The 26,950-nt window shown below is 69.9% G+C and carries 23 protein-coding genes; 6 read left to right on the forward strand and 17 right to left on the reverse strand.

Annotated elements, in window-relative coordinates:
- Nucleotides 1-210 precede the first annotated feature (210 nt).
- The 4 genes from IFU30_RS19485 to IFU30_RS19500 form a co-directional block, all read right to left on the reverse strand.
- Nucleotides 211-1,272, reverse strand: coding sequence for a hypothetical protein (locus IFU30_RS19485; RefSeq protein WP_192006824.1), 1,062 nt, complete (start codon nt 1,270-1,272; stop codon nt 211-213).
- Nucleotides 1,269-2,441 (reverse strand): sensor histidine kinase, encoded by a 1,173-nt coding sequence (locus IFU30_RS19490; protein WP_079707319.1) that lies wholly within the window; start codon nt 2,439-2,441, stop codon nt 1,269-1,271. Before IFU30_RS19490 ends, IFU30_RS19485 begins: the two co-directional genes overlap by 4 nt.
- 67 nt (nt 2,442-2,508) lie before the next feature.
- Nucleotides 2,509-3,165: a response regulator transcription factor gene (locus IFU30_RS19495; RefSeq protein WP_079707415.1), complete on the reverse strand. Its 657-nt coding sequence runs from the start codon at nt 3,163-3,165 to the stop codon at nt 2,509-2,511.
- 77 nt (nt 3,166-3,242) lie between these two features.
- Nucleotides 3,243-4,547, reverse strand: coding sequence for a class I SAM-dependent RNA methyltransferase (locus tag IFU30_RS19500; RefSeq protein ID WP_159879445.1), 1,305 nt, complete (start codon nt 4,545-4,547; stop codon nt 3,243-3,245).
- Between the two features lie 62 nt (nt 4,548-4,609).
- Between IFU30_RS19500 and IFU30_RS19505 the strand changes: the two genes are divergently transcribed.
- From IFU30_RS19505 to IFU30_RS20990, 3 genes are all read left to right on the forward strand, one after another.
- Complete coding sequence (locus IFU30_RS19505) at nt 4,610-5,260, forward strand: Maf family protein (protein WP_079002868.1); 651 nt, start codon at nt 4,610-4,612, stop codon at nt 5,258-5,260.
- A 96-nt stretch (nt 5,261-5,356) separates the two neighbouring features.
- Nucleotides 5,357-7,117 carry an ATP-binding protein gene (locus IFU30_RS19510; protein ID WP_079707321.1) on the forward strand — a complete coding sequence of 587 codons (1,761 nt, stop codon included), beginning with the start codon at nt 5,357-5,359 and terminating at the stop codon, nt 7,115-7,117.
- Between the two features lie 54 nt (nt 7,118-7,171).
- Nucleotides 7,172-8,809 carry a LuxR C-terminal-related transcriptional regulator gene (locus IFU30_RS20990; RefSeq protein ID WP_192006825.1) on the forward strand — a complete coding sequence of 546 codons (1,638 nt, stop codon included), beginning with the start codon at nt 7,172-7,174 and terminating at the stop codon, nt 8,807-8,809.
- Nucleotides 8,810-8,847: 38 nt separating this feature from the next.
- Here IFU30_RS20990 and IFU30_RS19520 read toward each other — a convergent pair whose 3' ends face one another.
- Nucleotides 8,848-10,284 carry an NAD(P)H-quinone dehydrogenase gene (locus tag IFU30_RS19520; protein ID WP_079707323.1) on the reverse strand — a complete coding sequence of 479 codons (1,437 nt, stop codon included), beginning with the start codon at nt 10,282-10,284 and terminating at the stop codon, nt 8,848-8,850.
- Nucleotides 10,285-10,412: 128 nt separating this feature from the next.
- On the opposite strand from IFU30_RS19520, the gene IFU30_RS19525 reads away from it, so the two are divergent.
- Nucleotides 10,413-11,246, forward strand: a complete 834-nt coding sequence (locus tag IFU30_RS19525; RefSeq protein WP_079707324.1) for a purine-nucleoside phosphorylase — start codon at nt 10,413-10,415, stop codon at nt 11,244-11,246.
- On the forward strand, nt 11,243-12,946 hold the full coding sequence (locus IFU30_RS19530; RefSeq protein WP_192006826.1) for a phospho-sugar mutase: 1,704 nt from the start codon (nt 11,243-11,245) through the stop codon (nt 12,944-12,946). The genes IFU30_RS19525 and IFU30_RS19530 overlap by 4 nt, the downstream gene beginning before the upstream one ends.
- A 57-nt stretch (nt 12,947-13,003) precedes the next feature.
- Here IFU30_RS19530 and IFU30_RS19535 read toward each other — a convergent pair whose 3' ends face one another.
- The 11 genes from IFU30_RS19535 to IFU30_RS19585 form a co-directional block, all read right to left on the reverse strand.
- Nucleotides 13,004-13,276 carry a PTS sugar transporter subunit IIB gene (locus IFU30_RS19535; RefSeq protein ID WP_064294838.1) on the reverse strand — a complete coding sequence of 91 codons (273 nt, stop codon included), beginning with the start codon at nt 13,274-13,276 and terminating at the stop codon, nt 13,004-13,006.
- On the reverse strand, nt 13,273-13,740 hold the full coding sequence (locus IFU30_RS19540; protein WP_192006827.1) for a PTS sugar transporter subunit IIA: 468 nt from the start codon (nt 13,738-13,740) through the stop codon (nt 13,273-13,275). Before IFU30_RS19540 ends, IFU30_RS19535 begins: the two co-directional genes overlap by 4 nt.
- A 120-nt stretch (nt 13,741-13,860) precedes the next feature.
- Complete coding sequence (locus IFU30_RS19545) at nt 13,861-15,048, reverse strand: adenosine deaminase (RefSeq protein ID WP_124769708.1); 1,188 nt, start codon at nt 15,046-15,048, stop codon at nt 13,861-13,863.
- Nucleotides 15,049-15,074: 26 nt separating this feature from the next.
- Nucleotides 15,075-15,653, reverse strand: coding sequence for a DUF559 domain-containing protein (locus IFU30_RS19550; protein WP_192006828.1), 579 nt, complete (start codon nt 15,651-15,653; stop codon nt 15,075-15,077).
- Between the two features lie 437 nt (nt 15,654-16,090).
- Nucleotides 16,091-17,383 (reverse strand): thymidine phosphorylase, encoded by a 1,293-nt coding sequence (locus IFU30_RS19555; RefSeq protein ID WP_079707328.1) that lies wholly within the window; start codon nt 17,381-17,383, stop codon nt 16,091-16,093.
- A complete protein-coding gene (locus IFU30_RS19560) occupies nt 17,380-17,799 on the reverse strand; it encodes a cytidine deaminase (RefSeq protein ID WP_191941486.1) in 420 nt (139 codons plus the stop codon). The genes IFU30_RS19555 and IFU30_RS19560 overlap by 4 nt, the downstream gene beginning before the upstream one ends.
- Before the next feature lie 2 nt (nt 17,800-17,801).
- The gene (locus IFU30_RS19565) at nt 17,802-19,103 is read right to left on the reverse strand and encodes an ABC transporter permease (RefSeq protein WP_079707330.1); all 1,302 of its coding nucleotides are present in this window, start codon (nt 19,101-19,103) and stop codon (nt 17,802-17,804) included.
- Nucleotides 19,100-20,386, reverse strand: coding sequence for an ABC transporter permease (locus tag IFU30_RS19570; RefSeq protein WP_137243428.1), 1,287 nt, complete (start codon nt 20,384-20,386; stop codon nt 19,100-19,102). The genes IFU30_RS19565 and IFU30_RS19570 overlap by 4 nt, the downstream gene beginning before the upstream one ends.
- On the reverse strand, nt 20,383-21,897 hold the full coding sequence (locus IFU30_RS19575; protein WP_192006829.1) for an ABC transporter ATP-binding protein: 1,515 nt from the start codon (nt 21,895-21,897) through the stop codon (nt 20,383-20,385). The genes IFU30_RS19570 and IFU30_RS19575 overlap by 4 nt, the downstream gene beginning before the upstream one ends.
- Nucleotides 21,898-22,037: 140 nt before the next feature.
- The gene (locus tag IFU30_RS19580) at nt 22,038-23,144 is read right to left on the reverse strand and encodes a BMP family lipoprotein (RefSeq protein WP_124769713.1); all 1,107 of its coding nucleotides are present in this window, start codon (nt 23,142-23,144) and stop codon (nt 22,038-22,040) included.
- Between the two features lie 296 nt (nt 23,145-23,440).
- A complete protein-coding gene (locus IFU30_RS19585) occupies nt 23,441-25,135 on the reverse strand; it encodes an ABC-F family ATP-binding cassette domain-containing protein (RefSeq protein WP_192006830.1) in 1,695 nt (564 codons plus the stop codon).
- Nucleotides 25,136-25,410: 275 nt separating this feature from the next.
- On the opposite strand from IFU30_RS19585, the gene IFU30_RS19590 reads away from it, so the two are divergent.
- Nucleotides 25,411-26,421, forward strand: coding sequence for a hypothetical protein (locus IFU30_RS19590; protein ID WP_192006831.1), 1,011 nt, complete (start codon nt 25,411-25,413; stop codon nt 26,419-26,421).
- Between the two features lie 40 nt (nt 26,422-26,461).
- Here the strand turns inward: IFU30_RS19590 and IFU30_RS19595 are convergent, their stop codons facing one another.
- Nucleotides 26,462-26,950 (reverse strand): hypothetical protein, encoded by a 489-nt coding sequence (locus tag IFU30_RS19595; protein ID WP_079707335.1) that lies wholly within the window; start codon nt 26,948-26,950, stop codon nt 26,462-26,464.

Genomic DNA, 26,950 nt, shown 5'->3' on the forward strand with positions numbered 1-26,950 from the left:
CTTGTCGACGTGTCGAAGGGGTTCTCGTGGGCACTTCGACAGGCTCAGTGACCGGGAGAGGTTCACCGGGAACGATTCGGTCCCTGAGCCTGTCGAAGGGCACTCAGGTCGCGCCGGTTCTGTGGACGGCGGCGTTCCACCCGGAGTAGCTCCGGTCCCTGAGCAATGCCGCACTGAGCCTGTCGAAGGGTGTTGCACCGTCGAAGCGGTTCAGTCCTCGTCGGACACGCCGACCGCACCCACGCCGGCACGGGAGCCGTCGCGCGGGATCTCGAGCCAGACGTCGAGTTCCTCGTCGTCGTCGTCCGGACCCGCAGCGACGCCCGGTTCGCGCTGCACCGCGCGCAGGCCGACCACGGTCACCGCGACGCGCTCGTCGTCCGGGACGCTCCGCACGATGAGGCGGGTGGCGTGCGAGGCGGCGAGCGTTTCGGCGATCTGCTCGTGGATCGCGTCGAGGACGCCGGCGTCCAGCTCCTCGAGGCCACCTTCGTCCAGCATGTTCACGATCGCTCCGCGCCGCCGGGCCGCGAGCACCTCGGACCGGACCGGGTCGCTCAGGAGGTGACGCCCGCGGATCTCGTCGCGGAGACTGGCCTCCAGCGTGCGGCACTCCGTACGATCGGCCACGGAGAGCCTGCCGCCGTTGGCGATGATCGTGCGGAGCATCGGGGTCGCCAGGCGGCCCGTCTGACTGAGGCGTCGCCGCCGCTCGTGCACGTGCGCGTACTGCGCCGCCTGCCAGTCCGAGGTCGCATGCTCCGCCTGCGTGAGGCGCTCGGCGTCATGCTGCGCCCCGGCGATCGATCGGGTGAGCACACTCGCGAGGACGACCCAGATGAGGCTGCCCGTGACACCCATCCCGAGCGCCAGTCCCGGACCCGCCCAGAGGAGCGACTGGACCGTGAGGAAGACGATCCCGATGTAGGCGACCGCCTCCCGCTGCCGGACCACGGTGATCGTCATCAGTGTCCCGATCGACGCGACGTGCCAGGTGGCGTACCCGTTGTTCCGCGTGGGGTCGAGCTGGCTGGTCACGAGCAACGGGACGATGATCGCGGTCGCGAGGTTGATGCTCGCGAGCCACGACGGCATGCGCGTCGTGCCCATCGGCCAGAGACTCAGGACGCTCGCGACGGCGTAGACGAGCATCGCGATGAGGACCGGGACGACGTCGCGGGGTGTCTCGAGCGTCAGCGCCGCACGAAGCAGGTGGTACGCCGAGAACAGGGCGGCGAGGATGACGAGGGCGTACCGCGGTGCCGGGGTCACGAGCCGTGCTCCGGTGACCACTCGATGCGGATCACGGCACCCTCACCCGGACGGGAGATCACCGTCGAGCGTCCGCCGACCGCGGCGACGCGCTCGACGATCGAGACCTTCAGCCCGAGCCGCTCCTCGGCGACCTGCTCGGGGCAGAACCCGACGCCGTCGTCGCCGACGATGACGCAGACGCCGCCGGAGACGGTGCCCTCGATCGACAGGCTCCGTGCCGCTCCCGAACCCGCGTGCTCGACGCTGTTGACCATCGCCTGCACCGTCGCCCAGTAGACCGCGTTGGCGACGGTGACGGGCAGCACCCGGCCGGAGGCCCCCTCGACCGTGACGGAGAACGGTTCACCGAGCATCGACGCGGCCGCACGCAGCCGTTCGATGAGCTCGGCGAGCCCGGTGACCTCGTCCTCGTTCGTCATCGGCGCTCCGACGCCCTCGAGTTGCTCGATCGCGACCCGCGCCATCATGACGGCGAGCGCCTCCGACTTCGGGGTCAGCGCCCGATCCGCGGCGAGCAGGGACGCGAGGACGCTGTCGTGGACGATCGAGTCGACCTCCACGCGCTCCACCTCCGTGGCGTGCTGCTTGACGGCCGCGTCGTAGGTGGCGAGGGCGGCCGCCCTCGCGGTGTCGACCCGACCGGCCAGCACGCGGAACAGCCCGACGAGCACGACGATGAGCCCACCGATGATCGTCGCGTAGGACGCGTCGAGCGCCCCGATCTCGAAGGACGCGGGCGCGAAGTCCGCGTCGATCACGCGGTTGACCCCGTACATGACCGAGGTCACCACGAGGTACACGATGGCACCCCGCAACTGCAGCGGGATGCAGGCGAACGCGACGGCGATCGTGCAGAGGTACCAGATCCACGGTTCCTGGTTGATGTCCGCCGACGCCTGCGCGTTCACTGCGGGCCAGATGAGGAGGGCCACGAAGAACACGGCGGCGAAGACGCCGGAGGCGATGCGGTGGTGCCACAGGAAGAAGCAGCAGATGATGGCGCCGAACATCGTCCCGAAGACGAGGGAGACGTAGACCACGCCGAACCAGCCGGTGATCTGGACACCCTGCCCGAGCGTGGTGAACGCGGTCTGCAGTCCGAAGACGAGTCCGATGATCGCGACCGAACGGCCGAGGAGGCGTTCGAAGTTCGCGGTGTTCAGCATCCGGCGCTGAACCTGGGCATCTTTCGTGGTCGCGGGGATCGCGGGATGCCTGGTCGGTGCCCGGAAGCTAGGAGACATCCGTCCCGCCTTGATCGAGGCCGGGGAGGATCCCGTCCTCGACCGCTCGGCGGAGCAGGTCGACCTTCGTCGGTGCCGGGCGACCCACCTCGACGTACTTCACCCGGATGCGGTCGATGTGTTCGCGGGCCGTGGAGTAGGCGATGCCGAGCTGCATGGCGACGGTCTTCAGCGGCAGGCCGGACGCGTAGAGGTGCAGGACGTCGCGCTCACGACGGCCCAGCTGCGCCCGGGCGAAGTCGCTGTCGGCGTCGATCGCGCTCGCCCACTCGATGTTGTTGAGGGCCTCGCCACGGGCCACCGTGCCGATGGCGGCGATGACCGTGTCCGTCGGTGACGACTTGGGGATGACCCCGGACGCTCCGGCGGCCAGCGCCTCGCGCACCAGTGCGACCCGATCCGCGATGGAGTGGATGAGGACGTGCGCCCCCACGGCCTGCACCGCCTGGATGTTCGAGGTCGGCGTGCTGCCGTCGGAGAGCGAGAGGTCGAGCACGACCACGTCGGGCACCACGCCGTTCAACGCGGCGATGCACTCGACGGCGGTCGGGGCACTGGCCACGACCTGATACCCGGCGTGCGCGCACACCGCTTCGATCCCGAGCCTGACGGACTCGTGATCATCAATGATTGCGACGGTCACCACGGCACCATCGTAGCGAGTGACGGACCCGCCGGGCGCGACGGCCGGATCGCGAGTCGCCTCCGTCGGCACGGGCCTGCTCAAGCCGTTCGCGAGAAGCCCGCGACGGCCTCGAGGTGATGCGTGTTGGGGAAGAGGTCGTAGGCCGCGAGGTGGTCGAGCTCGTACCCCTGCTCGGCAAGGAGGGCGACGTCGCGGGACAGCGCGATGGGGTCGCACGCGACGTAGACGATCGACGCGGGCCGCAGCTCGCCGAGCATGGCGACGATCTCCGCGCCGGCACCCGAGCGGGGCGGGTCGAGCACGACGGTCGCGGTGGCGTACCGGGACCGCTCGATCCGGCTGCCCGTCGCGATCTCCGACCGCAGGAAGGCGTCGACCTTCGCGGTGACGGCCTGTGCGCCCACCCACTCGGACAGGTTCTCGCCCGCGTACTCGGTGGCGCGTTCGTCACTCTCCACGGTCGTGATGCGGGTGGTGGAGCCGAAGCGGTCCCCCACGCCCGCGGCCAGGAGGCCGACGCCGCCGTAGAGGTCGAGGTTCGCGGCGCGCGGGTCGAAGCGCGCGTCGTCGATGGCCGCCGACACGGCCTGCTGGAGGGTCGTCGCTGCCTGACGGTGGACCTGCCAGAATCCGTTCGCGTCGACGATGAACTCGCGCTCGCCGACGAGCTCGCGGATCGGGTCTGCCGCGGGACGGACCGGCTTCGGTCCCCCGCGTCGACCGCGCCCGCCACCGCGTCGGCGGTCGCCGCCTCCCGCCTCGTCCGCACGCGTCAGGACGCGGACCGCCCCGGTCGAGGAGGCGACGATGTCGATGGAGGTGGTGCCGTGCGGCAGCTCCTCGAGCTTGGCCGCTTCGGCCACCGCTTCGATCGCGAGCGGCAGGTCGTCGACGGGGACGACGTGGTGGGACCTCGAGGCGTAGGGGCCGATGTTGCCGTGCTGGTCGACGTGCAGGGAGACCCGCGTCCGCCACCGGGTGCCGTCGGCCGTCTCGCCGTCGACCGCGGCGACCGTGAACTCGGGAGCGACGCCGGCGAACCGCTCGAGCCCTTCCGAGAGGACCTGGTGCTTCAACGCGCGCTGGTGGGCGAGCTCGATGTGTCCGAACTCCGCTCCCCCGGCCCGCTCGCTCGGCTCGCGGTCGACGGAGGCCTCGGCCCAGACGTGCGGACGGCGGTGCTCGGACGGCGTGAGGACCTCCAGGGTCTCCGCCCGCCAGAAGCGCTTCTCGTTCTCGTCGACGATGCGCGCCCGCACGCGCTCACCGGGGAGCGTGTCGGGGACGAAGACCACCCGGCCTTCGTGCCGGGCGACGAAGACACCCCCGTGGGCTACGTTGGTGATGTCCAGTTCCACGGTGCGTGCAGTCGTCGTGCTCATGCGTCGAGCATGTCACACGGGCGGCTGCGGGGAGTCCACCGTCCACTGCAGAAGGAACCGTCATGCGCCTCACGCTCGCCTCCACGTCACCGGCCAGACTCGCCCTGCTGCGGTCGAGTGGCATCGAGCCGATCGTCGTCCCGTCGTCGGTCGACGAGGAACAGGCCGTCGACGATGCGACCCGCGCCGCGGGTGCCCCCCTCGCCCCGGACGAGGTCGTGGCCCTCCTCGCCCGCGCGAAGGCGGAGGCCGCTCTGGCCGTCGTGCGCGAACGTGGCGACGCGGCCGACCTCATCCTCGGCGGCGACTCGGTGTTCGTCCTCGACGGCGTCGTCCACGGCAAGCCCCACACCCCCGAGCGCGCCCGCGAACGCTGGCACGCCCAGCGCGGCCGGACGGGGACCCTGTACTCCGGTCACTGGCTCATCGACTGCACCGGTGCCTCGCCGGTCGGGATCGGTGCGGTCGCGAGCGCCGAGGTGTCCTTCGCCGACGACCTCGACGACGCCGAGATCGACGCCTACATCGCATCGGGCGAGCCCCTGGCGGTGGCGGGGGCGTTCACGATCGACAGTCTGGGTGCCGCCTTCATCACCCGCATCGAGGGCGATCCGTCGACCGTCGTCGGCCTCTCACTCCCGACCCTGCGGCGTCTCGTCCGCACGCTGGGACACGACTGGCACGAGCTCCGCAACCGGCGCGGCGCCCTCTGACACCTCAGCCCTTGTAGAGGCGACACGTCGTTCCTGCGACTTTTTTGTGCGTGTGAGCCAAAGGCTCACCCGGGCCTCCCGGTAGGCTCGTGGACTGTGCCACGTATAACCAAGGTCCTCATCGCCAACCGTGGCGAGATCGCCGTCCGCGTCATCCGAGCCGCGAAGGACAGCGGGATCGCCTCCGTCGCCGTCTACGCCGACCAGGATCGCGACGCCATGCACGCCCGTCTCGCTGACGAGGCCTACGCCCTCGACGGGACGACGAGCGCGGAGACGTACCTCGTCATCGACAAGCTCCTGTCCATCGCCCGACGGTCCGGCGCCGACGCCGTCCACCCGGGCTACGGCTTCCTCGCCGAGAACGCTGACTTCGCGCGTGCCGTCATGGCCGCCGGGCTGATCTGGATCGGACCGTCGCCCGAGGCCATCGAGCGGCTCGGCGACAAGGTCTCGGCCCGCCACGTGGCCGAGAAGGTGGGCGCTCCGCTCGCCCCCGGCACGCTCAACCCCGTCTCGGGTGCCGAGGAGGTGCTCGACTTCGTCGACATCCACGGCCTGCCCGTCGCCATCAAGGCTGCCTTCGGCGGCGGCGGTCGCGGCCTCAAGGTCGCCCGTGAGCGCGAGGAGGTCGCCGAGCTCTTCGAGTCCGCCACCCGCGAGGCCATCGCAGCGTTCGGACGGGGCGAGTGCTTCGTCGAGAAGTACCTCGACCAGCCGCGCCATGTCGAGACACAGTGCCTCGCCGATGCGCACGGCAACGTGGTCGTCGTCTCCACCCGCGACTGCTCGCTGCAGCGTCGCCACCAGAAGCTCGTCGAAGAGGCACCGGCACCCTTCCTCACCGACGACCAGGTGACGGAGCTCTACCGCGCGTCGAAGGCGATCCTCAAGGAGGTCGGCTACCTCGGTGCCGGCACCTGCGAGTTCCTCATCGGCAAGGACGGCACCGTCTCCTTCCTCGAGGTCAACACCCGCCTGCAGGTCGAGCACCCGGTCTCCGAGGAGATCACCGGCATCGACCTCGTCCGTGAGCAGTTCCGTCTCGCCGAGGGCGGCGTCCTCGACTACGACGACCCGCAGCCGAGCGGCCACTCCTTCGAGTTCCGCATCAACGGCGAGGACCCGGGCCGCGGATTCCTCCCGCAGCCGGGCCCGATCCACGTCTTCAAGACCTTCGGTGGCCCCGGTGTCCGGCTCGACTCCGGCGTCACGGCCGGCGACACGATCTCGGGGGCGTTCGACTCGCTCCTCGGCAAGATCATCGTCACGGGACGCACGCGCGAGGAGGCGCTCGAGCGCAGTCGTCGCGCGCTCGACGAATTCGAGGTCGCCGGCCTCCCCACCGTCATCCCCTTCCACCGCAAGATCGTCCGCGACCCCGCGTTCACCGCGGAGGACGGTACCTTCGGTGTCTACACCCGATGGATCGAGACGGAGTTCGTCAACGACATCGAACCCTGGGACGGATCCATCGATGCACAGCAGGCACCCGCTGCCCGCTCGACGGTGGTCGTCGAGGTCGGCGGCAAGCGGCTCGAGGTCAGCCTTCCGGGCGGACAGCTGGGGCTGAACGTCGGTGCACCGGTCGCCGCTCCCGCCCCACACCGCCGCGGTGGTGCAGCGGTGGTCTCTGGTGCGACGGGTGATTCGGTCTCGGCGCCCATGCAGGCGACCATCGTGAAGCTCGCGGTCGCCGAGGGCGATGTCGTCGTGAAGGGCGACCTCGTCGTCGTCCTCGAGGCGATGAAGATGGAACAGCCCATCACGGCGCACAAGGACGGCACGGTCGGCGCGATCGACGCGACGGTCGGTGCCACGGTCTCCTCGGGTCACCAGCTCCTCACCATCAGCTGACCCGACCGGCGCCTTCGGGCGTCGCATCGGACCCGGCGACGATACGCTGAACAGGTGTCAGCAGCCGACCTCCTCGAAGATGCGTTGGATCGTGTGGCGGACTTCGACGCCGCCGGTGCGATCGCGCTGCTCGAGGCAGAGCCGCACGCGGCGTCCGATCCCCGCGTCCTCGCCCTCCTGTCCTACGCCCGGTTCACCACCGCCGACTTCGCGGGTTGTCGCCGGGACGCGGTGGACGCGCTCGCCGCCTCGACGGACTCCGACCGGACGACACGCCTGCTCGCGCTCGGGGCAGCCGGGCTGGCCCTCGGATCGGACCGCTCGTCCGGCTCGGAGCTGGAGGGGTGCTTCGCGGAGGCGGACGCCCTCGTCGACGACGGCGGCGACCTCGAACCGACCCTGGCCTGGCTCGTCGGGTATCTGCTGGTCGAGGGTGCCGTCGTCAACGTCCTGATCCACGCCGCCCGGCGCTTCGCCGACGCGTTCGCCGACGACATCGCCGCCACCCCGGGCCGTTTGTACCGGACACTCGTCGACGGGGTCCTCGCCCGCCTCCTGCTCAACGAGGGACGCGTCGCCGAGGCAGAGGCCGCCGCGCTCGCGATGTTCGAGCGGGCCGGGAGCGGACCGACCGCACTGTACGCGGAGGCCGTGCAGTGCCTCGTCGCAGGGAACCGTGCCGAGCAGGGGGCGACCAGGACGCTCGCACGCCGCGTCCGTCAGGCCATCCCCGAGCCCACGGGCGCCTTCCAGACGACGTGTTACCTCCTCGTCGGCTACGGTCTCGCCGCCCTCGCGGACGACCACGGAGCCGCAGCCCTCGCGCGGAGCGCCTCGGGGAACGACTTCAGCGGCCTGTCCGTCCAGGACCGCGCCCTCGCGATCGAGCTGCTCGTCTCGAGCGCCTTCCTCGACCGCGACATCGTCGAATCGGAACGCCTCATCGGCTTCATCGCCGCCGACGTCGACCGCAGGGTCCCCGGGCCGGCCATCCTCCGGATGCAGTGCAAGCTCGAACTCCTCCGTGGGCGACCCGCCGAGGCGCTGGCGCTCGCGCGCACGGCGACCACCCGCGCGTTGGTCGACGGCCGCATGCTGGAAGCCGGGATCGGCGAGATCCTCGCGACGCGTGCCCTCATCGCCATGTCCGACCGGACGCAGGCCGTCCGTGAGCTGGCCGCGCTCGCCGAGCAGGCGGTCCTCGGCGGGCACACCGCCGCGACCCGCTCCGCCGCCCGGGAGCTGAAGGCGATCGGCCGACGTCTCGCGCCGGTCGCCGGATCCGGTTGGGACGGACTGTCACCGCGTGAACGCGAGGTCGCCCTGCTCTCCGCAGAGGGCAACTCGACGGCGGAGATCGCGTCCGTTCTCCAGCTCTCCTCGCGCACGGTCGACGCGCACGTCACCCGAGTGCTCGCCGCGTTCGGGATCGTGTCCCGCCGCCAGCTCCCCTCACGGCTCCCGGCCACACTGCCGTTGACTGCCGTCCCCGTCCCGACCGCGCCGCTGACGCCCCGACAGCGGGACCTCACCGAACTCGTCGCGGACGGCCTGTCGAACGACGAGATCGCGACGGCCCTCGGCATCTCCCGCAAGACCGTGGAGAAGCATCTGAGCGCCGTTTTCCAGGCCTGGGGCGTGCGCTCGCGGGTCGCCGTCGCACGCATCGTGCTCGCGAACCGCGATCGGTGAACTCCGGCGTCTCAGCGGCGGTTCGACGAGGACGACGCCTATTCGACGATGTGCATGGCGCGCGCAGCGTCGGTGATCGACCCGGTGAGTGACGGGTAGACCGTGAAGGCACGTGCCACCTGGTCGACGTTCAGCCGTTGCTCGACCGCGAGGGCGAGCGGGAAGATGAGCTCGCTGGCCTTCGGGGCGACGATGACCCCGCCGATGACCGTCCCGCTGCCGGTCCGCGCGAACAGCTTGACGAAACCGTCCTTGATGCCCATCATCTTGGCGCGCGGGTTCTGGGCGAGGGGCAGCTTATAGATCTCACCCTGGGCGATGCCGTCCTCGATCTGCTTCTGGGTCCAGCCGACGGTCGCGATCTCGGGCTGCGTGAAGATGTTCGCGGCGACGTTGCGGATCTCGGTCGGGTTCACCGCGTCGCCCATCGCGTGCAGCATCGAGGTGCGACCCTGCATCGACGCGACGGACGCGAGCGGCAGGAAGGTCGTGCAGTCACCGGCGGCGTAGATGTTGGGGACACTCGTGCGCGCCACTCGGTTCACGCGGATGTGACCGGAATCGGTCAGCTGCACGCCGGCCTCCTCGAGACCGATCCCGGCGGTGTTGGGCACCGAACCGACCGCCATGAGGCAGTGCGAACCCTCGACCGTGCGACCGTCGGAGAGCGTGGCGACGACGCCGGTCTCGGTTCTGGTGACGGAGTCGGCCCGCGACTTCGACAGGACCGTCATGCCGTTGCGCTTGAAGACGTTCTCGATGACCGCCGCCGCATCGGCGTCCTCACCGGGCAGCACCTGGTCGCGGCTCGAGATGAGCGTGACCTTGGAGCCGAGCGCCGTGTAGGCGGAGGCGAACTCGGCGCCGGTGACGCCCGAGCCGACGACGATGAGGTGCTCGGGGACGGAGGTGAGGTTGTAGAGCTGCGTCCAGGTGAGGATGCGCTCGCCGTCCGGCAGCGCGGAGGGCAACTGGCGCGGGCTCGCGCCGACGGAGACGACGACGGTGTCAGCCTCGATGCGGTCGAAGTCGGTGCCGCCGGACAGGTCGGTCGAGACGATGACCTCGTTCGGTCCGTCGAGCCGCCCCTGACCGTTGACGATGCGGACACCGGCACGGATGAGACTCGCCCGCATGTCCTCGGACTGCTGGCGGGCCAATCCGAGCAGTCGCTTGTTGACGGCGGCGAGGTTCACGGCGACCTCGGGACGGCTGGGCTTCCCGGTGGTCTCCGAGCGGACGAAGAACTGGACGCCGAGGTCGGCCGCCTCGCCGATGGCCCCGACCGCGTCGGCCGTGGCGATGAGGCTCTTGGACGGGACGACGTCGGTGATGACCGCCGCGCCGCCGACGCCCGTGCGCTCCACGAGCGTGACGTCGGCCCCGAGCTGTGCCCCGGCGAGGGCCGCCTCGTACCCGCCGGGTCCGCCTCCGATGATCGCCACTCGCTGCTTGCGTTCGAACTCGTAGGCCATGCGTCCATTCTCGCGCGCCACCAGGGGCGGGACCAAACCCGTTCGGGCCTGCGGCGGTGGGCATCGTGCGCGGATGAGCGGGGTCGGCACGGTTGGGCGGCGGCCCCGCCCCTGTCTAGAGTGAGAGGATGTCCGAAACCTCTGCGAACCCACTCGATCTGTCCGATGTCGATCCCTTCGAGATCGCCCGCGAAGCCGCCGGCCAGATCGCTGAGAAGACCGGCGTGGAACGCCACGACATCGCACTCACCCTCGGCAGCGGCTGGGGCAAGGCGGCCGACCTGATCGGCGAGACGACGGCGACGATCCCGGCCTCCGAGATCGTCGGCTTCTCGAAGCCGGCGCTCGAGGGCCACGTGGGCACCCTGCGCTCGGTCCTGCTCCCGAGCGGGAAGCGTGCGCTCGTCATCGGCGCCAGGACGCACTACTACGAGAACCACGGTGTCCGGCGTGTCGTGCACAGCGTGCGGACGGCCGCTGCGGCCGGCGCGGGCATCATGGTGCTGACGAACGGCGCAGGCGGCATCAAGGACCACTGGACGCCCGGCACACCGGTACTGATCAGCGACCACATCAACCTCACGGCCGACTCGCCGCTCGAGGGCGCGACGTTCATCGACCTCACCGACCTCTACGCCAAGCGGCTGCGGGACATCGCGCACAGCGTCGCTCCGGAGCTCGACGAAGGCGTCTACACGCAGTTCCGCGGACCGCACTACGAGACCCCGGCCGAAGTCCAAATGGCGAAGGCGATCGGCGGCCACATCGTCGGCATGTCGACCGCGCTCGAGGCGATCGCCGCACGTCAGGCCGGCATGGAGGTCCTCGGGATGTCGCTCATCACGAACCTCGCCGCCGGCATCCAGCAGACGCCGCTCAGCCACGCCGAGGTCATCGAAGCCGGCCAGGCGGCCGAGCCGGTGATCAGCAAGCTCCTAGCGCAGATCGTCGCGGCCCTGTGAGCGAGGCGACGAGCCTGCTCGCGACCGCCGAGGCCTGGCTCGCCCAGGATCCCGACGACGAGACCCGGGCCGAACTGGCAGGCCTCGTCGAACGCGCCCGGGTGTCCGACGACGTGGCCGTCGCCGAGCTGCACGACCGCTTCGACACCCGACTGCAATTCGGCACTGCCGGGCTCCGCGGTCGCATCGAGGCCGGCTCCAACCGGATGAACCGGGTCCTCGTGTCGCAGGCCGCGGCCGGGCTCGCCGCCTACCTGATCGAGCAGGCGCCGGAAGGGGTGACGCCGAGCGTCGTCATCGGATACGACGGCCGGAAGAACTCCGCCGTGTTCGCCAGCGACACCGCCGAGCTGATGGCCGGTGCCGGTGTCCGCGCCATCCTGCTCCCACGGCTCCTGCCGACGCCCGTCCTCGCGTTCGCCGTGCGGTTCTTCGACGCCTCCGCCGGAGTCATGGTGACCGCGAGTCACAATCCGCCCGCCGACAACGGCTACAAGGTGTACCTGGGCGGTGAGCACCACGGGTCCCAGATCGTCTCCCCCGCCGACGCGGCCATCGCGGCCCACATCGAGCGCATCGCCGAGACGGCGCTCGTCCAGGACCTCCCGCGCAGCGACGGGTTCGAGATCGCGGGCGAGGACGTCGTCGACGCCTATGTCGCCGAGACCGCGGCGGTCGCACCCGCCCCGGCGGGCGGCCAGCTGCGCGTCGTCTACACGGCCATGCACGGCGTGGGTTGGGAGACGACCCGACGCGTCCTCGAGACCGCCGGGTACCCGGCACCGGAACTCGTCACCGAGCAGATCGATCCCGATCCCACCTTCCGGACCGTCAGCTTCCCGAACCCGGAGGAGCCGGGCGCACTCGACCTGTCCTTCGCGACGGCGCGAGCAGTCGGTGCCGACCTCATCATCGCCAACGACCCCGATGCCGACCGCCTGGCGATCGCGGTCCCCGACGACGCGGCGCCGTCGGGGTTCCGTCGACTCACCGGCAACGAGGTCGGTCTCCTCCTCGGCTGGCGGGCCGCCCAGGCCGCCAGTGCCGCACTCGACGGCGACGCGGCACCCGAGGGCACGCTCGCGTGCTCGATCGTCTCCTCCCCCGCCCTGCGCATCGTCGCCGAGGCGCACGGCCTCGAGTTCCGGGAGACGCTCACCGGGTTCAAGTGGATCTCCCGGACGCCGGGCATGCTCTTCGGCTTCGAGGAGGCCCTCGGCTACCTCGTGAACCCCGGGACCGTGCGCGACAAGGACGGCATCTCGGCCGCCGTCGCGTTCCTCGGTCTCGCGACGGCGTCGGCGCAGGCGGGCGAGAGCGTCGCGGGGCTCCTCGACCGGTTCGCGGACACCTTCGGTTCCTTCGGCAGCGACCAGATCTCCATCCGCTACGCGGAGCTCAGCCGCATCGGCGAGGTCATGTCCGGGCTGCGGGCGCTCCCGCCGACGGAGCTCGCGGGAGCTCAGGTGACCCGGATCGACGACCTCGCCGACGGCTTCGAGGCGCTCCCGCCGAGCGACGTCCTGCGCGTCTGGCTCGACGACGGCACCCGGGTCATGATCCGGCCGAGCGGCACCGAGCCGAAGCTCAAGGTGTACGTCGACGTCCAGTCCGCCGACGGCGACGCCGCCGAGCGGGCGGCGACGGTCACCGCGCGGCTCGCCGCGCTGCGGACGGATCTCACGGCGCTCGTCTCCTAGCCCCTCGACGGGCTGAGCGGCCTGGCGGTGTGCGGCCCGGAGATCGGGCCGCACCGGTCAGCCGATGGCGCGTTCGAGCTTCTCGGTGAGTTCGGCGAGGTCGAAGTAGTTGTCGATGACGACGATGTCGGCGAAGGTCTTGCCGATGCGCTCGACGAGCTCCGGCGAGGTCAGGATCACCTGGGCGTCGGCCGCGGTCGTGCCGAGGCTCTCGATGTCACCGGCGACGACATCGGCCTCGAGGTCGAGGCGTTCGAGCGCGCGTTCGGCGTTGAGCTTGAGGATCGCGGAGGAGCCGACCCCCGAACCGCAGACGGCGACGATCTTCATGCCTGGTCTCCGATGCTCAGGGGGGACGCACCGAACACGGCGCGCACCTCGTCGAGCGTCGTGGCCGCTGCGAGCCGCGGGATGGCGGTCTCGTCGTTGAAGACATTGGCGATCTCCGCCACCCAGCCCACGTGCGACTCGGCGGTGGTAACGGCGAGGCCGAGGACCACCGAGACGGGGTCGTTGTGGGGGTGTCCGAACCGCACCGGAGCAGCCAGGGTCACGACGACGAGGGCGTCGTCGTGGACGTCGGCACCCGGTCGGGCGTGCGCGAGCGCCAGGCCCGGCGCGATCACGACATATGCGCCGAACTCCTCGACGACGTCGATCATCCGCTGGGTGTATGCGGCGTCCGTCGCATGGGTGTCGGACAGCAGCGCTCCGGCTACGCGGATCGCCTCGCGCCAGTCGTCGGCTTCGACGTGGAGCGCGACGCTTGCTTCGGACAGTTCTGGGAGTGGCATCGCTTCAATCAGAGGATCGGTCGACCCGAATGGATCGGAACCATCGTAACGCTCCGAGGCTGGAAGCCTGCCGCGCAGGTGCCGCCCAGGCGGTCGCCGGAACAGCACCTGCCGGCATCGTCAGTCCTCGTCGTCGTCGAGGAACTCGTCGAACGCCTCGCTGATGCGGTCCGCCAGAGCCTCACGGATCTCCAGCGGCTGGAACGTCGCGGCGGCGGCGTTCAGCTGGAAGGTCTCCAGGTCGGTGAGGTCGTAGTCGAACGCCTCGGAGAGGAGCGCGAGCTCCTTCGTCAGGCTCGTGTCGCTCATCGTGCGGTTGTCGACGTTCACCGTGACGGCGAAGTCGAGCTGGTAGAGGAGGTCGAACGGGTGGTCCTCGAGCTCCTCGCCCCAGGCCGCGATGGCTCCGGTCTGCAGGTTCGACTGCGGGCTGAGCTCCAACGGGATCTTGCGGTCGCGGACCCACTCCGCGACGGGACCGAGCGTGGCGTAGAGGGACTCGGCGTCGTCGCGCTCGATGAAGATGTCCTCCGCGATGCGGACACCGTGGCCGAGTCGCAGCGCACGGCCGTCGAGCATGGCGCTCCGGATCGACTCGATGCCGTCGGCCTCCCCCGCGTGGACGGTGACCGGGAACAGCTCGGCCGCGAGGTAGTCGAACGCCAGCCGGTGCTTGCTGGCGGGGAAGCCCGCCTCGGCGCCGGCGATGTCGAACCCGACCACGCCGCGCTCACGATGGCGCACGGCGAGCTCAGCGATCTCGAGCGCGCGGTCGGCATGCCGCATGGCCGTGACGAGCTGGCCGATCTGGATGTCGGAGCCGGAGTGGGCCGCGTCCTTGATGCCGAGCTCGATGCCCTCCTGGACGGCCTCGACGACCGCGTCGAGGCTGAGACCCCGGGTGAGGTGCTGTTCGGGAGCCCAGCGCACCTCGCCGTAGATGACGCCGTCCGCAGCGAGGTCCTGGACGAACTCGCGCGCGATGCGGACGAGCCCCTCCTCGGTCTGCATGACCGCGGTGCTGAGGTCGAAGGTCTTCAGGTACTCGACGAGCGAGCCGGCGTTGCACTGCGTGTAGAACCAGTCGGCCAGGCCGTCGGGGTCCGACACAGGGACGTCGACACCGTTCGCTTCGCCCAGCTCGATGATCGTGGCGGGCCGCACACCACCGTCGAGGTGGTCGTGGAGCGAGATCTTCGGGAGCGCGCGGAGGTCGACGCCGGAGAGGGGGGATTCGTCTGCAGAGGTCACGGGGTTCACTGTACCGCTCAGCCCTCCGTCGAGGTGAGGCACTTCGTCACTCCCCATCGCCCTCAACGACCAACCGCCTCAACTCAGCCGGGGCCGCCGAGGCGCACCCGGATGCGCTCCGCGAGCATCGACGGTCGGCGGAGGTCGTCGGCGGTCAAGCGCATCACCGTCCATCCCTCATGTGCCAAGTCCTCCGTGCGCGCGATGTCCTTCCGCCATTGCGACCGGTCGGTCCGGTGATGGTCTCCCTCGTACTCGAGGACCAGACGCTGGTCACGGAACACCACATCGCCCCGGACCACTCGCCCGGAGCCGTGGAGGACGATCTCGGCGTTGCGCTCCGCCTTCGGGAGCGCCGACGCCTCGAGGATCAACCGGAGCTCGGTCTCCTTCGGCGACTGGCAGCGGTCATGCAACCGCGGGATCGCCGACCGAAGGGCGACGACGCCACGACGCGACGGATACTCCTCGACGGCCTGACGGAGCCGATCGAGCGACGTCCGAGGATCCAGGAACCAGAGCAGGGCGTCGCCGGCGGCGATCAAGGCCGGGAGCGGCACCACCGTCGCGAGGTCGCACCAGGTCCGCTCGACACTGGTGACCGGGAGTCCGTCGAGATCGACGACGTCTCCCGGACCGAGGGTGCCGCGATGTCCCACCACGCCGCGCCCCTCTCGCGCCCGGACGCCAGCAGGGGACATGACATGCAGCGGGACGTCCGGGCTCGTCGACCTGGGCGTCGGCATGCCGTGCAGAGCAGCGGCCGTCTGATGGCTGAAGGCTCCTCCGATCGGGAGAACACTCAGGTATGCGACCGCTTGGTGGTACAGGTCAGTCGGGTAGCCCGGCGGCGTTCGGATCCCGTGGAAGGGAGCACCAAGCGCGGGGTTCCGGAGCTGGCGGGGAGTGAACCCGGCGCGCACTGCCGACTGAGCGGGCTTCGGCCCGGCCATGATCGGGATCGAGGATCGGAAGGTCATCCCTCGATCGTGCCGCCGGCAGGAGGTTCCCCCGTCGTTCTCCACAGGTCGCGTACTCGGGTGAGGCAACTCGTCGTCCGGAACGGCGATGGACGACGAGTTGCCTCATCTCAACGGGCTCAGGCCTCGATGCGGGCCCGGACGATGGGGCCGCGCGGGGGCGCGGTGTCCTCGATCGTGTAGGCGCCGTCGAGGGCCTCGAGCGCCCGCGGGAAGCGTGCCGCATCGTCGGCACTCAGCGTGAAGAGCGGCTGTCCGGCCCGGACCTCGTCGCCCGGCTTCGCGTGCAGGTCGATGCCCGCCGCGTGGATGACCGGGTCCTGCTGCCTGGCCCGACCGGCACCGAGGCGCCAGGCCGCGATGCCGAACGGCAGTGCCTCCTGCGTCGCCAGCACGCCGTCGCGCGACGCCGTGACGACGTGGGTCTCCTTGGCGACCGGCAGCGGTGCGTCCGGGTCGCCGTCCTGTGCGCGGATCATGCGCTTCCAGACGTCCATGGCCCGACCGTCCGCGAGGGCGCCCTCGACGTCAGCGTCCGGCTGCCCGGCGAGCGTCAGCATCTCCCGCGCCAGGGCGAGCGTCAGCTCGACGACGTCCGCCGGACCACCACCCGCGAGGACCTCGACGGACTCGCGGACCTCGTTCGCGTTGCCGATCGCGAGGCCGAGCGGGACGTTCATGTCCGTCAACAGTGCTGTCGTCGCCACACCGGCGTCCGTCCCGAGCGCGACCATCGTGCGCGCCAGTTCCTCGGCGCGCTCGTAGTCCTGCATGAAGGCGCCGGAGCCGAACTTGACGTCGAGGACGAGCGCCCCGGTGCCTTCGGCGATCTTCTTCGACATGATGCTCGACGCGATGAGCGGGATCGCCTCGACCGTGCCCGTCGTGTCGCGCAGGGCGTACAGACGCTTGTCGGCCGGGGCGAGACCGGAGCCGGCGGCGCAGATGACCGCGCCGACATCCGCCAGCTGCGCCATCATCTCGTCGTTCGTCAACGCCGCACGCCAGCCGGGGATGCTCTCGAGCTTGTCGAGCGTCCCACCCGTGTGCCCGAGCCCGCGGCCCGACAGCTGCGGCACCGCGACGCCGAAGACGGCGACGAGCGGGGCGAGCGGCAGGGTGATCTTGTCGCCGACGCCGCCGGTCGAGTGCTTATCAGAGGTCGGCTTGTCGAGCGACGCGAAACTCATCCGCTCGCCACTCGCGATCATCGCCATCGTGAGGTCGCGGATCTCGCGCCGCTCCATGCCGTTCAGCAGGATCGCCATCGCCAGCGCCGACATCTGCTCGTCGGCGACGTAGCCGCGGGTGAAGGCGTCGATCAGCCAGTCGATCTGCGGCGTCGACAGCTCTCCGCGGTCGCGCTTCGTGCGGATGAGGTCGACGACGTCGAATGCTTCTACGGAACTCATGCGTGGTACTCCTCGAGTTGACGTGGTCCGAAGGCGTCCGGCAGGACCTCGTCGATGGTGCGGATGCCGGAGACGGTGTCGAGCAGCATGCCCGCCGTCGAGTGCTCGTACAGCAGCTGTCGGCATCGGCCGCACGGCATGAGGCGTTCGCCCTTGCCGTCGACGCAGGCGAACGCCACGAGGCGTCCTCCGCCCGACATGTGGAGGGCGGAGACGAGCGCGCACTCCGCGCACAGTGTCAGGCCGTAGCTGGCGTTCTCGACGTTGCAGCCGGAGATGATCCGGCCGTCGTCGACGAGGGCAGCCGCGCCGACCGGGAACCGGCTGTAGGGCACGTAGGCGTGACCCATCGCCTCCCGGGCCGCGGTGTGCAGCGCCTCCCAGTCGACGTGTGGCGTGGTCGTCGTGTCGCTCACGGTCAGCCCTTCACGTAGGGCTTGCCGGCGGCTGCCGGTCCGCGGGAGATGCCGACGAGTCCGGCGACTGCGAAGATCGTCACCACGTACGGCAGCATGAGCATGAACGCGCTCGGCACGGGGGAGCCGATGGCACTCAACGCGAACTGCAGGTTCTGCGTGAAGCCGAACAGCAGCGCGGCGAGCGTCGCCTTGAGCGGGTCCCAGCGTCCGAAGATGACCGCTGCGAGCGCGATGTAGCCGGCACCCGCCGTCATCTCCTTGTTAAACGCACCGACCGAGCCGAGGGTGAAGTACGCCCCACCGAGGCCGACGATCGCGCCCGCGAGCGCGACGTTCCAGAACCGCGTCCGGTTCACGTTGATGCCGACGGTGTCGGCCGCCTGCGGGTGCTCACCCACGGCGCGGAGGCGGAGGCCCCAGCGCGTGTAGAACAGGCAGAAGAAGACCACGGCCACGGCGATGTACATCAGGTAGATGATGATCGTCTGGCGGAACAGCACAGGCCCGATGAGCGGGATCTCGCTGAGGATCGGGATGTTGATCCGGGGGAACTTCGGCGGGCTGTTGAAGAGCGCCTCGTTCTTCGTGAGCACCTGCGAGTACAGGAAGCTCGTGAGTCCGACGACGAGGACGTTGAGCACCACACCGACGATGACCTGGTCGACGAGGTATTTGATCGAGAACGCCGCGAGCAGGAAGCTCACGAGCGTGCCGGCGATCATCGCCGCGACGAGCCCGAGGAAGGCGTTCCCCGTCACCGAGGCGACGAAGGCGGACGAGAACGCGCCGGCGAGCAGCTGGCCCTCGATCGCGATGTTCACGACGCCGACCCGCTCGGAGATGACGCCGCCGAGCGCGCCGAAGATGAGCGGGACGCTCAGGGCGACCGTGCCGAGCAGGAGCCCGGTGATCGGGATCGCCTTGCCCGCGGCAGCCCACGACAGGAACCCGACCATGAACAGCACACCGAACACGGTGATGAGCCAGAGCGGGACCTTCTTGCCCGTCGTGACGAGGTACGCGCTCAGTGCCGTGATGGCGGCCAGGAGGATCGTGACGACGATGCCGGTGACCGTGGACGGGAGCACGACCGTCGGCAGCTGGATGACGTCGCCGTCGCTGGAGAGCCGGAACGTGCTGTTGCCGTCGCGGTGCCAGATGACGAACAACAGGAACGCGATGACGGTGAAGATCCCGAACGCGATCGGGGCCTTCCAGCTCCGGACGACGACCGTCTCGAGGACGATCGGGGCGTCGGGAGCCGGCTGCGGCGTCTGCTTGTCGAGCGTGAATCCACTCATGCGGACACCTCCTTCTTGGCGGAGCGACGCGTTCGGCGCGTCGAACCGTCGGGCTTCGGCAGGAAGAAGATCGCCCGCACGAGCGGCGGAGCCGCGATGAACAGCACGATGAGTGCCTGGAGGACGAGCACGATGTCGATCGGCACGTTGACGCCCTGGGTGGCCTGCATGGAGTACCCACCGGCCTTGAGCGCACCGAACAGGATGCCGGCGATGAGGATGCCGCCCGGCCGGCTACGTCCGAGGAGCGCGACGGTGATGGCGTCGAAGCCGATGCCGGCGTCGATGCCGTTGTCGAACCCGGAGGTCACCGTTCCGAGCACCTGCGAGACGCCGGCGAGACCGATCAGTCCACCGGAGAGCAGCATGGCGTACACGTAGGTGTTCTTCACGTCGATACCCGCGACGCGCGCTGCGTTCGGGTTCTCACCGACCGCCCGGAAGCGGAACCCGATCGAGGACCGGCTGAACAACCACCACACGAACACGACCGCGAGGATCGCGATCAGGAAGCCGGCGTGCAGGTTGTAGCGGTCACCGAGGAGCTTGGGCAGGACGGCGTTCTCCGCCATCGCCGCGCTCTTCGGCACGTTCGACCCGGGAGCCTGCAGCAGCCCCTGCGTGGAGAGCATGAAGGTGATGAGGTAGAACGCGACGTAGTTGAGCATGATCGTGATGATCACCTCGTGCGCGCCGGTGCGGGCCTTCAGGACGCCGACGATGCCGCCCCAGAACGCGCCACCGATGATGCCAGCGGCGATCGCGACGAGCAGGTGCACCACGGGCGGGAGGTCGAGCGTGAAGCCGACCCATCCGGCGCAGGCGGCGGCGATGAGCATCTGACCGCGCCCACCGATGTTGAACATGCCGACCCGGAACGCCAGGCCGACACCGAGTCCGGCGAGGATCAGCGGGGTCGCGAAGGTCAGCGTCTCCGTCAGCGGGCGGATGCCGTTCAGGAAGTCGGGGCGCTTGAAGTTGTAGATCGACCCCTGGAAGAGCGCGCCGTACGCACCGGTCGCCGACTGCCAGACCGCCGCGATCGTGTCGCCCGGGCGCGCGAAGAAGTACCCGGCGGCGGTGTGGACCTTCGGATCGGTCAGCGCGATGAGGATCGCACCGACGACCATCGCCAGGACGACGGCGAGGATCGAGATGACGATGCTCGAGTTGAGGATCTCGGCGAGCACCTTGTTCGAGCGCGGCTGGGTCGTGTCGGGCTTCGCCTCGCCCGGTGCCACCGGCTGGACCGTTCCGGGCGGGGTGTGGGACGTCTCGCTCATGCTGCTGCTCCTGCCGGGAGTTCGCCGGCCATCATGAGGCCGAGGACCTCTCTGGGGGTCGATGCCGGGACGATCCCGACGATGCCGCCGCGGTACATGACGGCGATGCGGTCGGCGAGCGCGACGACCTCGTCGAGCTCGGTCGACACGACGATGACGGGGATGCCGGCGTCGCGCGTGGCGACGATGCGCTTGTGCACGAACTCGATCGAGCCGACGTCGATCCCGCGGGTCGGCTGTGCGGCGACGAACAGCCGCAGCTCACGGCTGAGCTCACGGGCGAGGACGACCTTCTGCTGGTTGCCGCCCGACAGGGAGCCGGCCGGCGACTCGATGCCCTGCGACCGGACGTCGAACTCCTGCGACTTTTCGCGTGCGAACTCGTCGCGGAATCCGCGCTGGACGTTGCCGCCCTTCACGAAGGGTGCACCCGTCGATCGGTCCAGCATGAGGTTCTCGGCGATGGTGAACTGTTTGACGAGCCCGTCCTCGGATCGGTCCTCCGGCACGAAGCCGACGCCGGCGTCGAGCACCTTGCGCGGGGTGGACCCGACGAGTTCGACACCGTCGAGCTTGATGCTGCCCTTGGTGTGCGGCTGCAGCCCGAGGATCGCCTCGGTGAGCTCGGTCTGCCCGTTCCCCTGGACGCCGGCGATGGCGAGCACCTCGCCCTCGCGCACCTCGAAGCTGACGCCGTTGACGACGAGCTGGCCGAGGTGGTCGACGACGGACAGGTCGTGCACGGTGAAGGTGGTGTCGCCGAGGTTCGGCGCCTCCTTGTGGACCGTGAGTTCGACGGGACGCCCGACCATGAGGGACGCCAGCTCGGCGTTCGTCGCGGTGGGCGAGGCCTCGCCGACGACCTTGCCGAGTCGGATGACGGTGATGCGGTCGGCGACTTCGCGGACCTCACGCAACTTGTGGGTGATGAAGACGATGGACGTGCCCTCGTCCTTCAGCTGCTTCATGATCGCCATGAGCTCGTCCGTCTCCTGTGGGGTGAGCACGGCGGTGGGCTCGTCGAAGACGAGGACGTTGGCGTTGCGGGAGAGCGCCTTGACGATCTCGACGCGCTGCTGCACTCCGACCGGGAGGTCGCCGACGATGGCGTCCGGGTCGAGGCTGAAGCCGAACCGCTCGGAGATGTCGATGACGAGCTTGCGGGCCGCTGCGACGTCGAGGCGGCCACCGCCCTTGGTCTGCTCGTGGCCGAGCATGACGTTCTCGGCGACGGTGAAGACGGGGATGAGCATGAAGTGCTGGTGCACCATGCCGATGCCGGCGCCCATGGCGTCGCCAGGGCCCTGGAAGTGCTGGACGACGTCGTCCAGGAGGATCTCGCCCTCGTCGGCCTGATAGAGGCCGTAGAGGACGTTCATGAGGGTGGATTTGCCGGCACCGTTCTCGCCGAGGAGACAGAGGATCTCCCCCGGTTCGACGGTGAGGTCGATGTGGTCGTTGGCGGTGAGTGCACCGAACCGTTTGGTGATGCCGCGGAGCTCGAGCTTCATGGGTCCCAATCTAGTCACGTGTCGGATGTCGGCACAGGCGGTCGGGATCGCCGTCCGGCCGTGCCGCGAACAAAGCGGGGGGAGGTCGCGGATCGCGACCTCCCCCCGGAGTCCCGGGCGAGGGCCCGGGTGAAGAGGGACTACTTGACGGGCGAGGAGACCGAGGTCGCCTTGATGGAACCGTCGATGATGCCAGCCTTGATCGTGTCGAGCTCGTCGGCCAGGGTCGGGGAGACCTTGGACTCGAAGTCGTGGAACGGCGCGAGGCCGACGCCCTCGTTCTCGAGGGTGCCGATGTACGCAGCTGCGTCGAACTTGCCGCCACCGGCCTCGGTCACGGTGTCGGCGACGCCGGCCTTCATGCCCTTGAGGATGGAGGTCAGGAACAGGCCCTTGTTCTCGGAGTTGGTCTCGTACAGGTCGGCGTCGACACCGATCATGGCGATGTCCTTACCGGTCTCCTGGATCTCGGCGATCGCGCTCAGGAAGATCGGGCCACCGACCGGAAGGAGCACGTCGGCGTTCTGGTCGATGAGTGTGCGGGCGAGCTGCTTGGCGGTGTCGTTCGCCTCGAAGCCACCGGTGAAGGAACCGGTCTGAGCGGCGACGTCCCAACCGACGACCTGGACGCTCTTGCCCTTCTGCTCGTTGTAGTACGCGACGCCCTCGGCGAAGCCGTCCATGAAGATCTGGACGGACGGGAAGGGCTGGCCGCCGAAGGTGCCGACGACGCCGGTCTTCGAGTAGTCGGCCGCTGCGTAGCCCGCGAGGAACGCGGCCTGGACGGTGTCGAACAGGATCGGCTTGATGTTCGGGGCGTCGACCTTGCCGTCGAAGTCGTTGTCGGCCGCGTCGTCGATGATCGCGTAGTCGACGTCCGGGTTCGCGAGTGCCGCGTCGACCGTGTCGGCGGAGAGGGCGAAGCCGACGCTGACGATGAGCGAGCAGCCCTGGTCGGCCAGGCTCTGCAGGTTCGGCTTGTAGTCGTCGGCCTTGTCGGACTGGACGGTGATCGGCTCGACGCCGAGCTCCTTCGCCGCCTCGGTCAGACCCTCGTAGCCGAGCTGGTTGAACGACTTGTCGGTGAAGCCACCGGCGTCGGAGACCATGCACGGGAGGAAGTCGGATGCGGCACCGGTCGAGTCGCCGTCGCCGGTGCTGGGAGCCGATGCGCAGCCGGCGAGCAGTGCCATGAGACCGACGCCGGCGATTGCGCCCGCAGCGGCCTTCCGAGTTGAGATTGCCAAGGTAGCCTCCAAGATGCAGCCCCGCGGGTCACGGGGCGTATGGGGTTACGTTACCCAATACGACGACTGCCGGACGGACGATCCCGGCTTCGCGACCGAAGCGTTACAGAACGGTGGCACCGGCGTCATGCGCCGGAAACACGCGGATGCGCAGACGCGCATCGCCGGGCCGTGATGCTGCGCACGTGAGCGCGGAGCGACCCCGCCGACGGTCGCCTTGCGCTCCGGGTACCTGCGGTTCCCACCTGGGCACCGAGCGCGGCTCGGTGCCCAGGCAGAACCGACCGGGATCCCGGTCAGCGGCGGTCGAGCATCAGGGTGTCGCCGCTCCAGCGCCGACGGAGCCATCGGTCGTGGCTCGCGATGACGACCGCGCCCGGGTAGTCGCCGAGGGCGTCCTCGAGCTCCGTCGCAAGCGTGAGCGACAGGTGGTTCGTCGGCTCGTCCAGGAGGAACAGGTGCGGAGGCCGCGCGATGATCAGCGCCAGGGCCAGACGGCGCTGCTGCCCGACGGAGAGCTGGCCGATCGGGCGGTCGAGGTCGCGAAGCCCCAGGAGCCCGAGACCCGCGAGCGGGGTGCGCGCTGCACGGGCCTCGCCGAGCGCCCGGTCGTAGACCTCCCGAGGTGATCGCTCCGCATCCGGGAACGCGACGTCCTGCTCGAGGAGCCCCACGCGGAGCCCCTTCCGTCGGAGGACGGTCCCCGCATCGAGGTGCAGCGACCCGGCGAGCACCGCCAGGAGCGTCGACTTCCCCGAGCCGTTCGCCCCGGTGACCAGCACCCGCGACCGGGGCGCCAGCTGCAGGCGTTCGAGGTGCAGCCGGCCGTCCACGCGGGCGTCGGCGAGGTCGAGCAGCTGCTCCCCCTCGTCGAGGACCGTCGATCCGCTCGGGATCCCGGCGAACGAGAGCTGGCGAGGCGGGCGCCGCACCTGCTCGCGCTCGAGGACCTCGAGTCGGAGCTGCGCGTTCCGCACCCGCCGACTGATCTGCTGCTCGACGCGGTCGCCGCGCATGCCGAAGGCCATGCGGTTGTTGTCGCGGATGCCCCGATCGTGGTTGATCCGCGGGGCGACGTCGTGCACCGCGGACGCGAGGCGGCGCAGTTCGGCCTGCTCCTCTCCATGACGCGCCGACCAGCGATCGAGTTCCGCTGCCTTCCAGTCGAGGTACTCGCTGAACGGCCCGCCGAACTCCACGACGGGTGACGCCTCGCCGACAGGGACGGGGCGGGACGGATCGATGTCGACGAGCCCCGTCGCCACCTCGTCGAGGAAGGCGCGGTCATGGCTCGCGAAGAGCACCGGACCCGGCCACTCCGACAGGTGGCCGCGGAGGAACGCGACCGCCTCGTCGTCCAGATGGTTGGTCGGCTCGTCGAGCAGCAGTGCGGTCGGTCTCGCGACGAGGAGCGCGGCGAGGGCGAAGCGGGATCGCTGTCCCCCGCTCACCTCACCGAGTCGTCGCGACCGTTCGATCGCGGCGATGCCGAGGCCGTCGACGACCGCGTCCAACCGGGCGTCCGCCGTCCAGACGTCGGCGCGTTCCGCCGCATCGAGCGCGGCGGCGTACCGCTGCTCGGCGGAACCGTCACCGGCGGAACCCGTCTCACCGAGCGCCGCCGCCGACGTCTCGAGCTCCTGCTCGACGGCCCGGACCTCGCCGAGCGCCTGCTCCAGCAACTCGCCGACCGTCGTGTCCTCCGGGAGCTCGAGTTCCTGCATGAGGATGCCGGTGCGCACCGGGCGGACGGCCTCGCCGTCGTCCGGCTCGTCGATCCCGGCGAGGATGCGAAGCAGCGTGGACTTCCCCGCGCCGTTCTCGCCGATCAGGCCGAGACGATCCCCGGCCGACACGACGAGGTCGACGTCGCGCAACACGACGCGGTCGCCGTAGGAGCGGGTGACGCCGTCGGCGCGGAGCTGCTGGATGTCGATGGATCGCCCGAACCTCGAAGCGGCGCGACGGTGGACTGGTGTTGCGTGGGTCATGGGTGCTCGCATGGAGGCCCCTTTCGAGATGGGGCACGCCGCGTACGGTCGTCATCCGACACGTCAGGAGCGAGCGCTGGGCTCGAACTCCTGGGCGGACCTGGAAGCGTCTGGCGTACCTCGATGGATTCCCGCCGGGCACATCACGTTCGTGATGATCTGCCGCAGGCGCGGGACGTCGATTCGCTCAGTTCTTCACAGTGATCTCAGGCTATCCGTCGGTTGTCGGCCGCCGCAAGCCCTGCACGTCACCGGTCCCGATTAGGCTGGTCGTCATGCGTGCTCCGTCGGTCCCCTCGCCCGCGCGGCGTCGCCGTGCGCATCGATCGACCGCGGCCTCGCTGCTCGCCGCGCTCGGTATCGGTGCGCTCGTGGCGCTCGGCGCACTGCCGACCACGCCGGCGACCGCGGCCGCCGCGAGCTCGCAGCTGAGCCGGACGCAGACGACGCCGACGCCCAGCCCGAGTCCCTCGCCGACCACGCCCTCGACGGCGACCCCGAAGCCGACGAAGCCTGCGACGCCGGCTCCCAGCAAGCCTGCCCAGCCGGCGCCGCCCACGGTCCGCGGCACGGACTTCGACCCGGGCGAGATCATCAGCGACGCGAACTTCTACGACGCGAACGCCATGAGCGAGGCGGACGTCCAGGCGTTCTTCGCCTCCCAGCCCTGTACCCCGAAAGACGGCGTGCCGTGCCTGGCGGACTTCCGTGCCAGCACCGAGTCCGTCCCGGCGGCCGAGCCCGGGCACTGCGAGGCCTACCGCGGCGCCGTGAACGAGTCGGCGGCGAGGATCGTCGCGAAGGTCGCCCACGCGTGCGGGATCAACCCCAAGGTGCTGCTCGTCCTCATGCAGAAGGAGCAGTCGCTCATCACCGGGCCGAGCGAGTACGGCTACGCGCGCGCCATGGGTTGGGGCTGCCCCGACACCGGCCCGAACTTCAGCGCGAGCTGCGACGCGGACTACTTCGGGTTCCAGAACCAGGTCTACCGTTCCGCATGGCAGTTCCGGCAGTACACGCTGTACCCGCTCAACGTGCCCGGTGAGTCCTATCAGCGGGCGTATCACCTGGGATCGGTCTACATCCAGTACAGCCCCGACGCGGCCTGCGGCGGTACCCAGGTCGACATCCGCAACCAGGCGACGGCGAACCTCTACCTCTACACGCCGTACCAACCGAACGCCGCGGCCCTCGCGAACGTCTCGGGCACTGGCGACGCCTGCAGTGCCTACGGCAACCGCAACTTCTGGCGGCTCTACACGGAGTGGTTCGGCCCCGCGGTCTGATCGCCCGGTTCGCTCTACCAAGGATGGGCGAACGAACGGGTCATTCGCCGATGAGCAGCGCGACGCGGTCGTCGAGGTAGGCGTCGAGCGGGGTGAGCCCGAGGTCGTGCCCGGCCCAGCGGAGCATGACCGTGTCGTCGACGAGTCGCAGCGGGCCTGAACCTTCCCGGAGTGACGCCTCGTCCAGCGCGAGCTCGACGACCTCGAAGTTCACGACGTCGCCCTCGGCGAACGGGCCGCGGTGGGCCGCCTGCTGCGCGATCCGACGGTGCTCGACCTCCGAGGAGCGGTGGTTGAACCACTTCGGCTCCACGGCCCGAGTGGATTCGGCGGCGGTGAAGAGGCGACCGTCGGCCGAGAGCAGGACGACCCCGAGGCGCCACGCCCGGCCGATCGGCCGCAGCGCGGGTGCCCGCTTCACGAGCGGGAGTCCGCGGGGTGTGTAGACCTCCGCCAGGGCCTCGTCACGCACGCCTGCGGCTTGGAGACGCGCGCCCGCCTGCAGGAGCAGCTCGCGCAGCGCGGTCAC

Source organism: Plantibacter sp. CFBP 8798 (assembly GCF_014841195.1).
GTDB classification, from domain to species: domain Bacteria; phylum Actinomycetota; class Actinomycetes; order Actinomycetales; family Microbacteriaceae; genus Plantibacter; species Plantibacter auratus.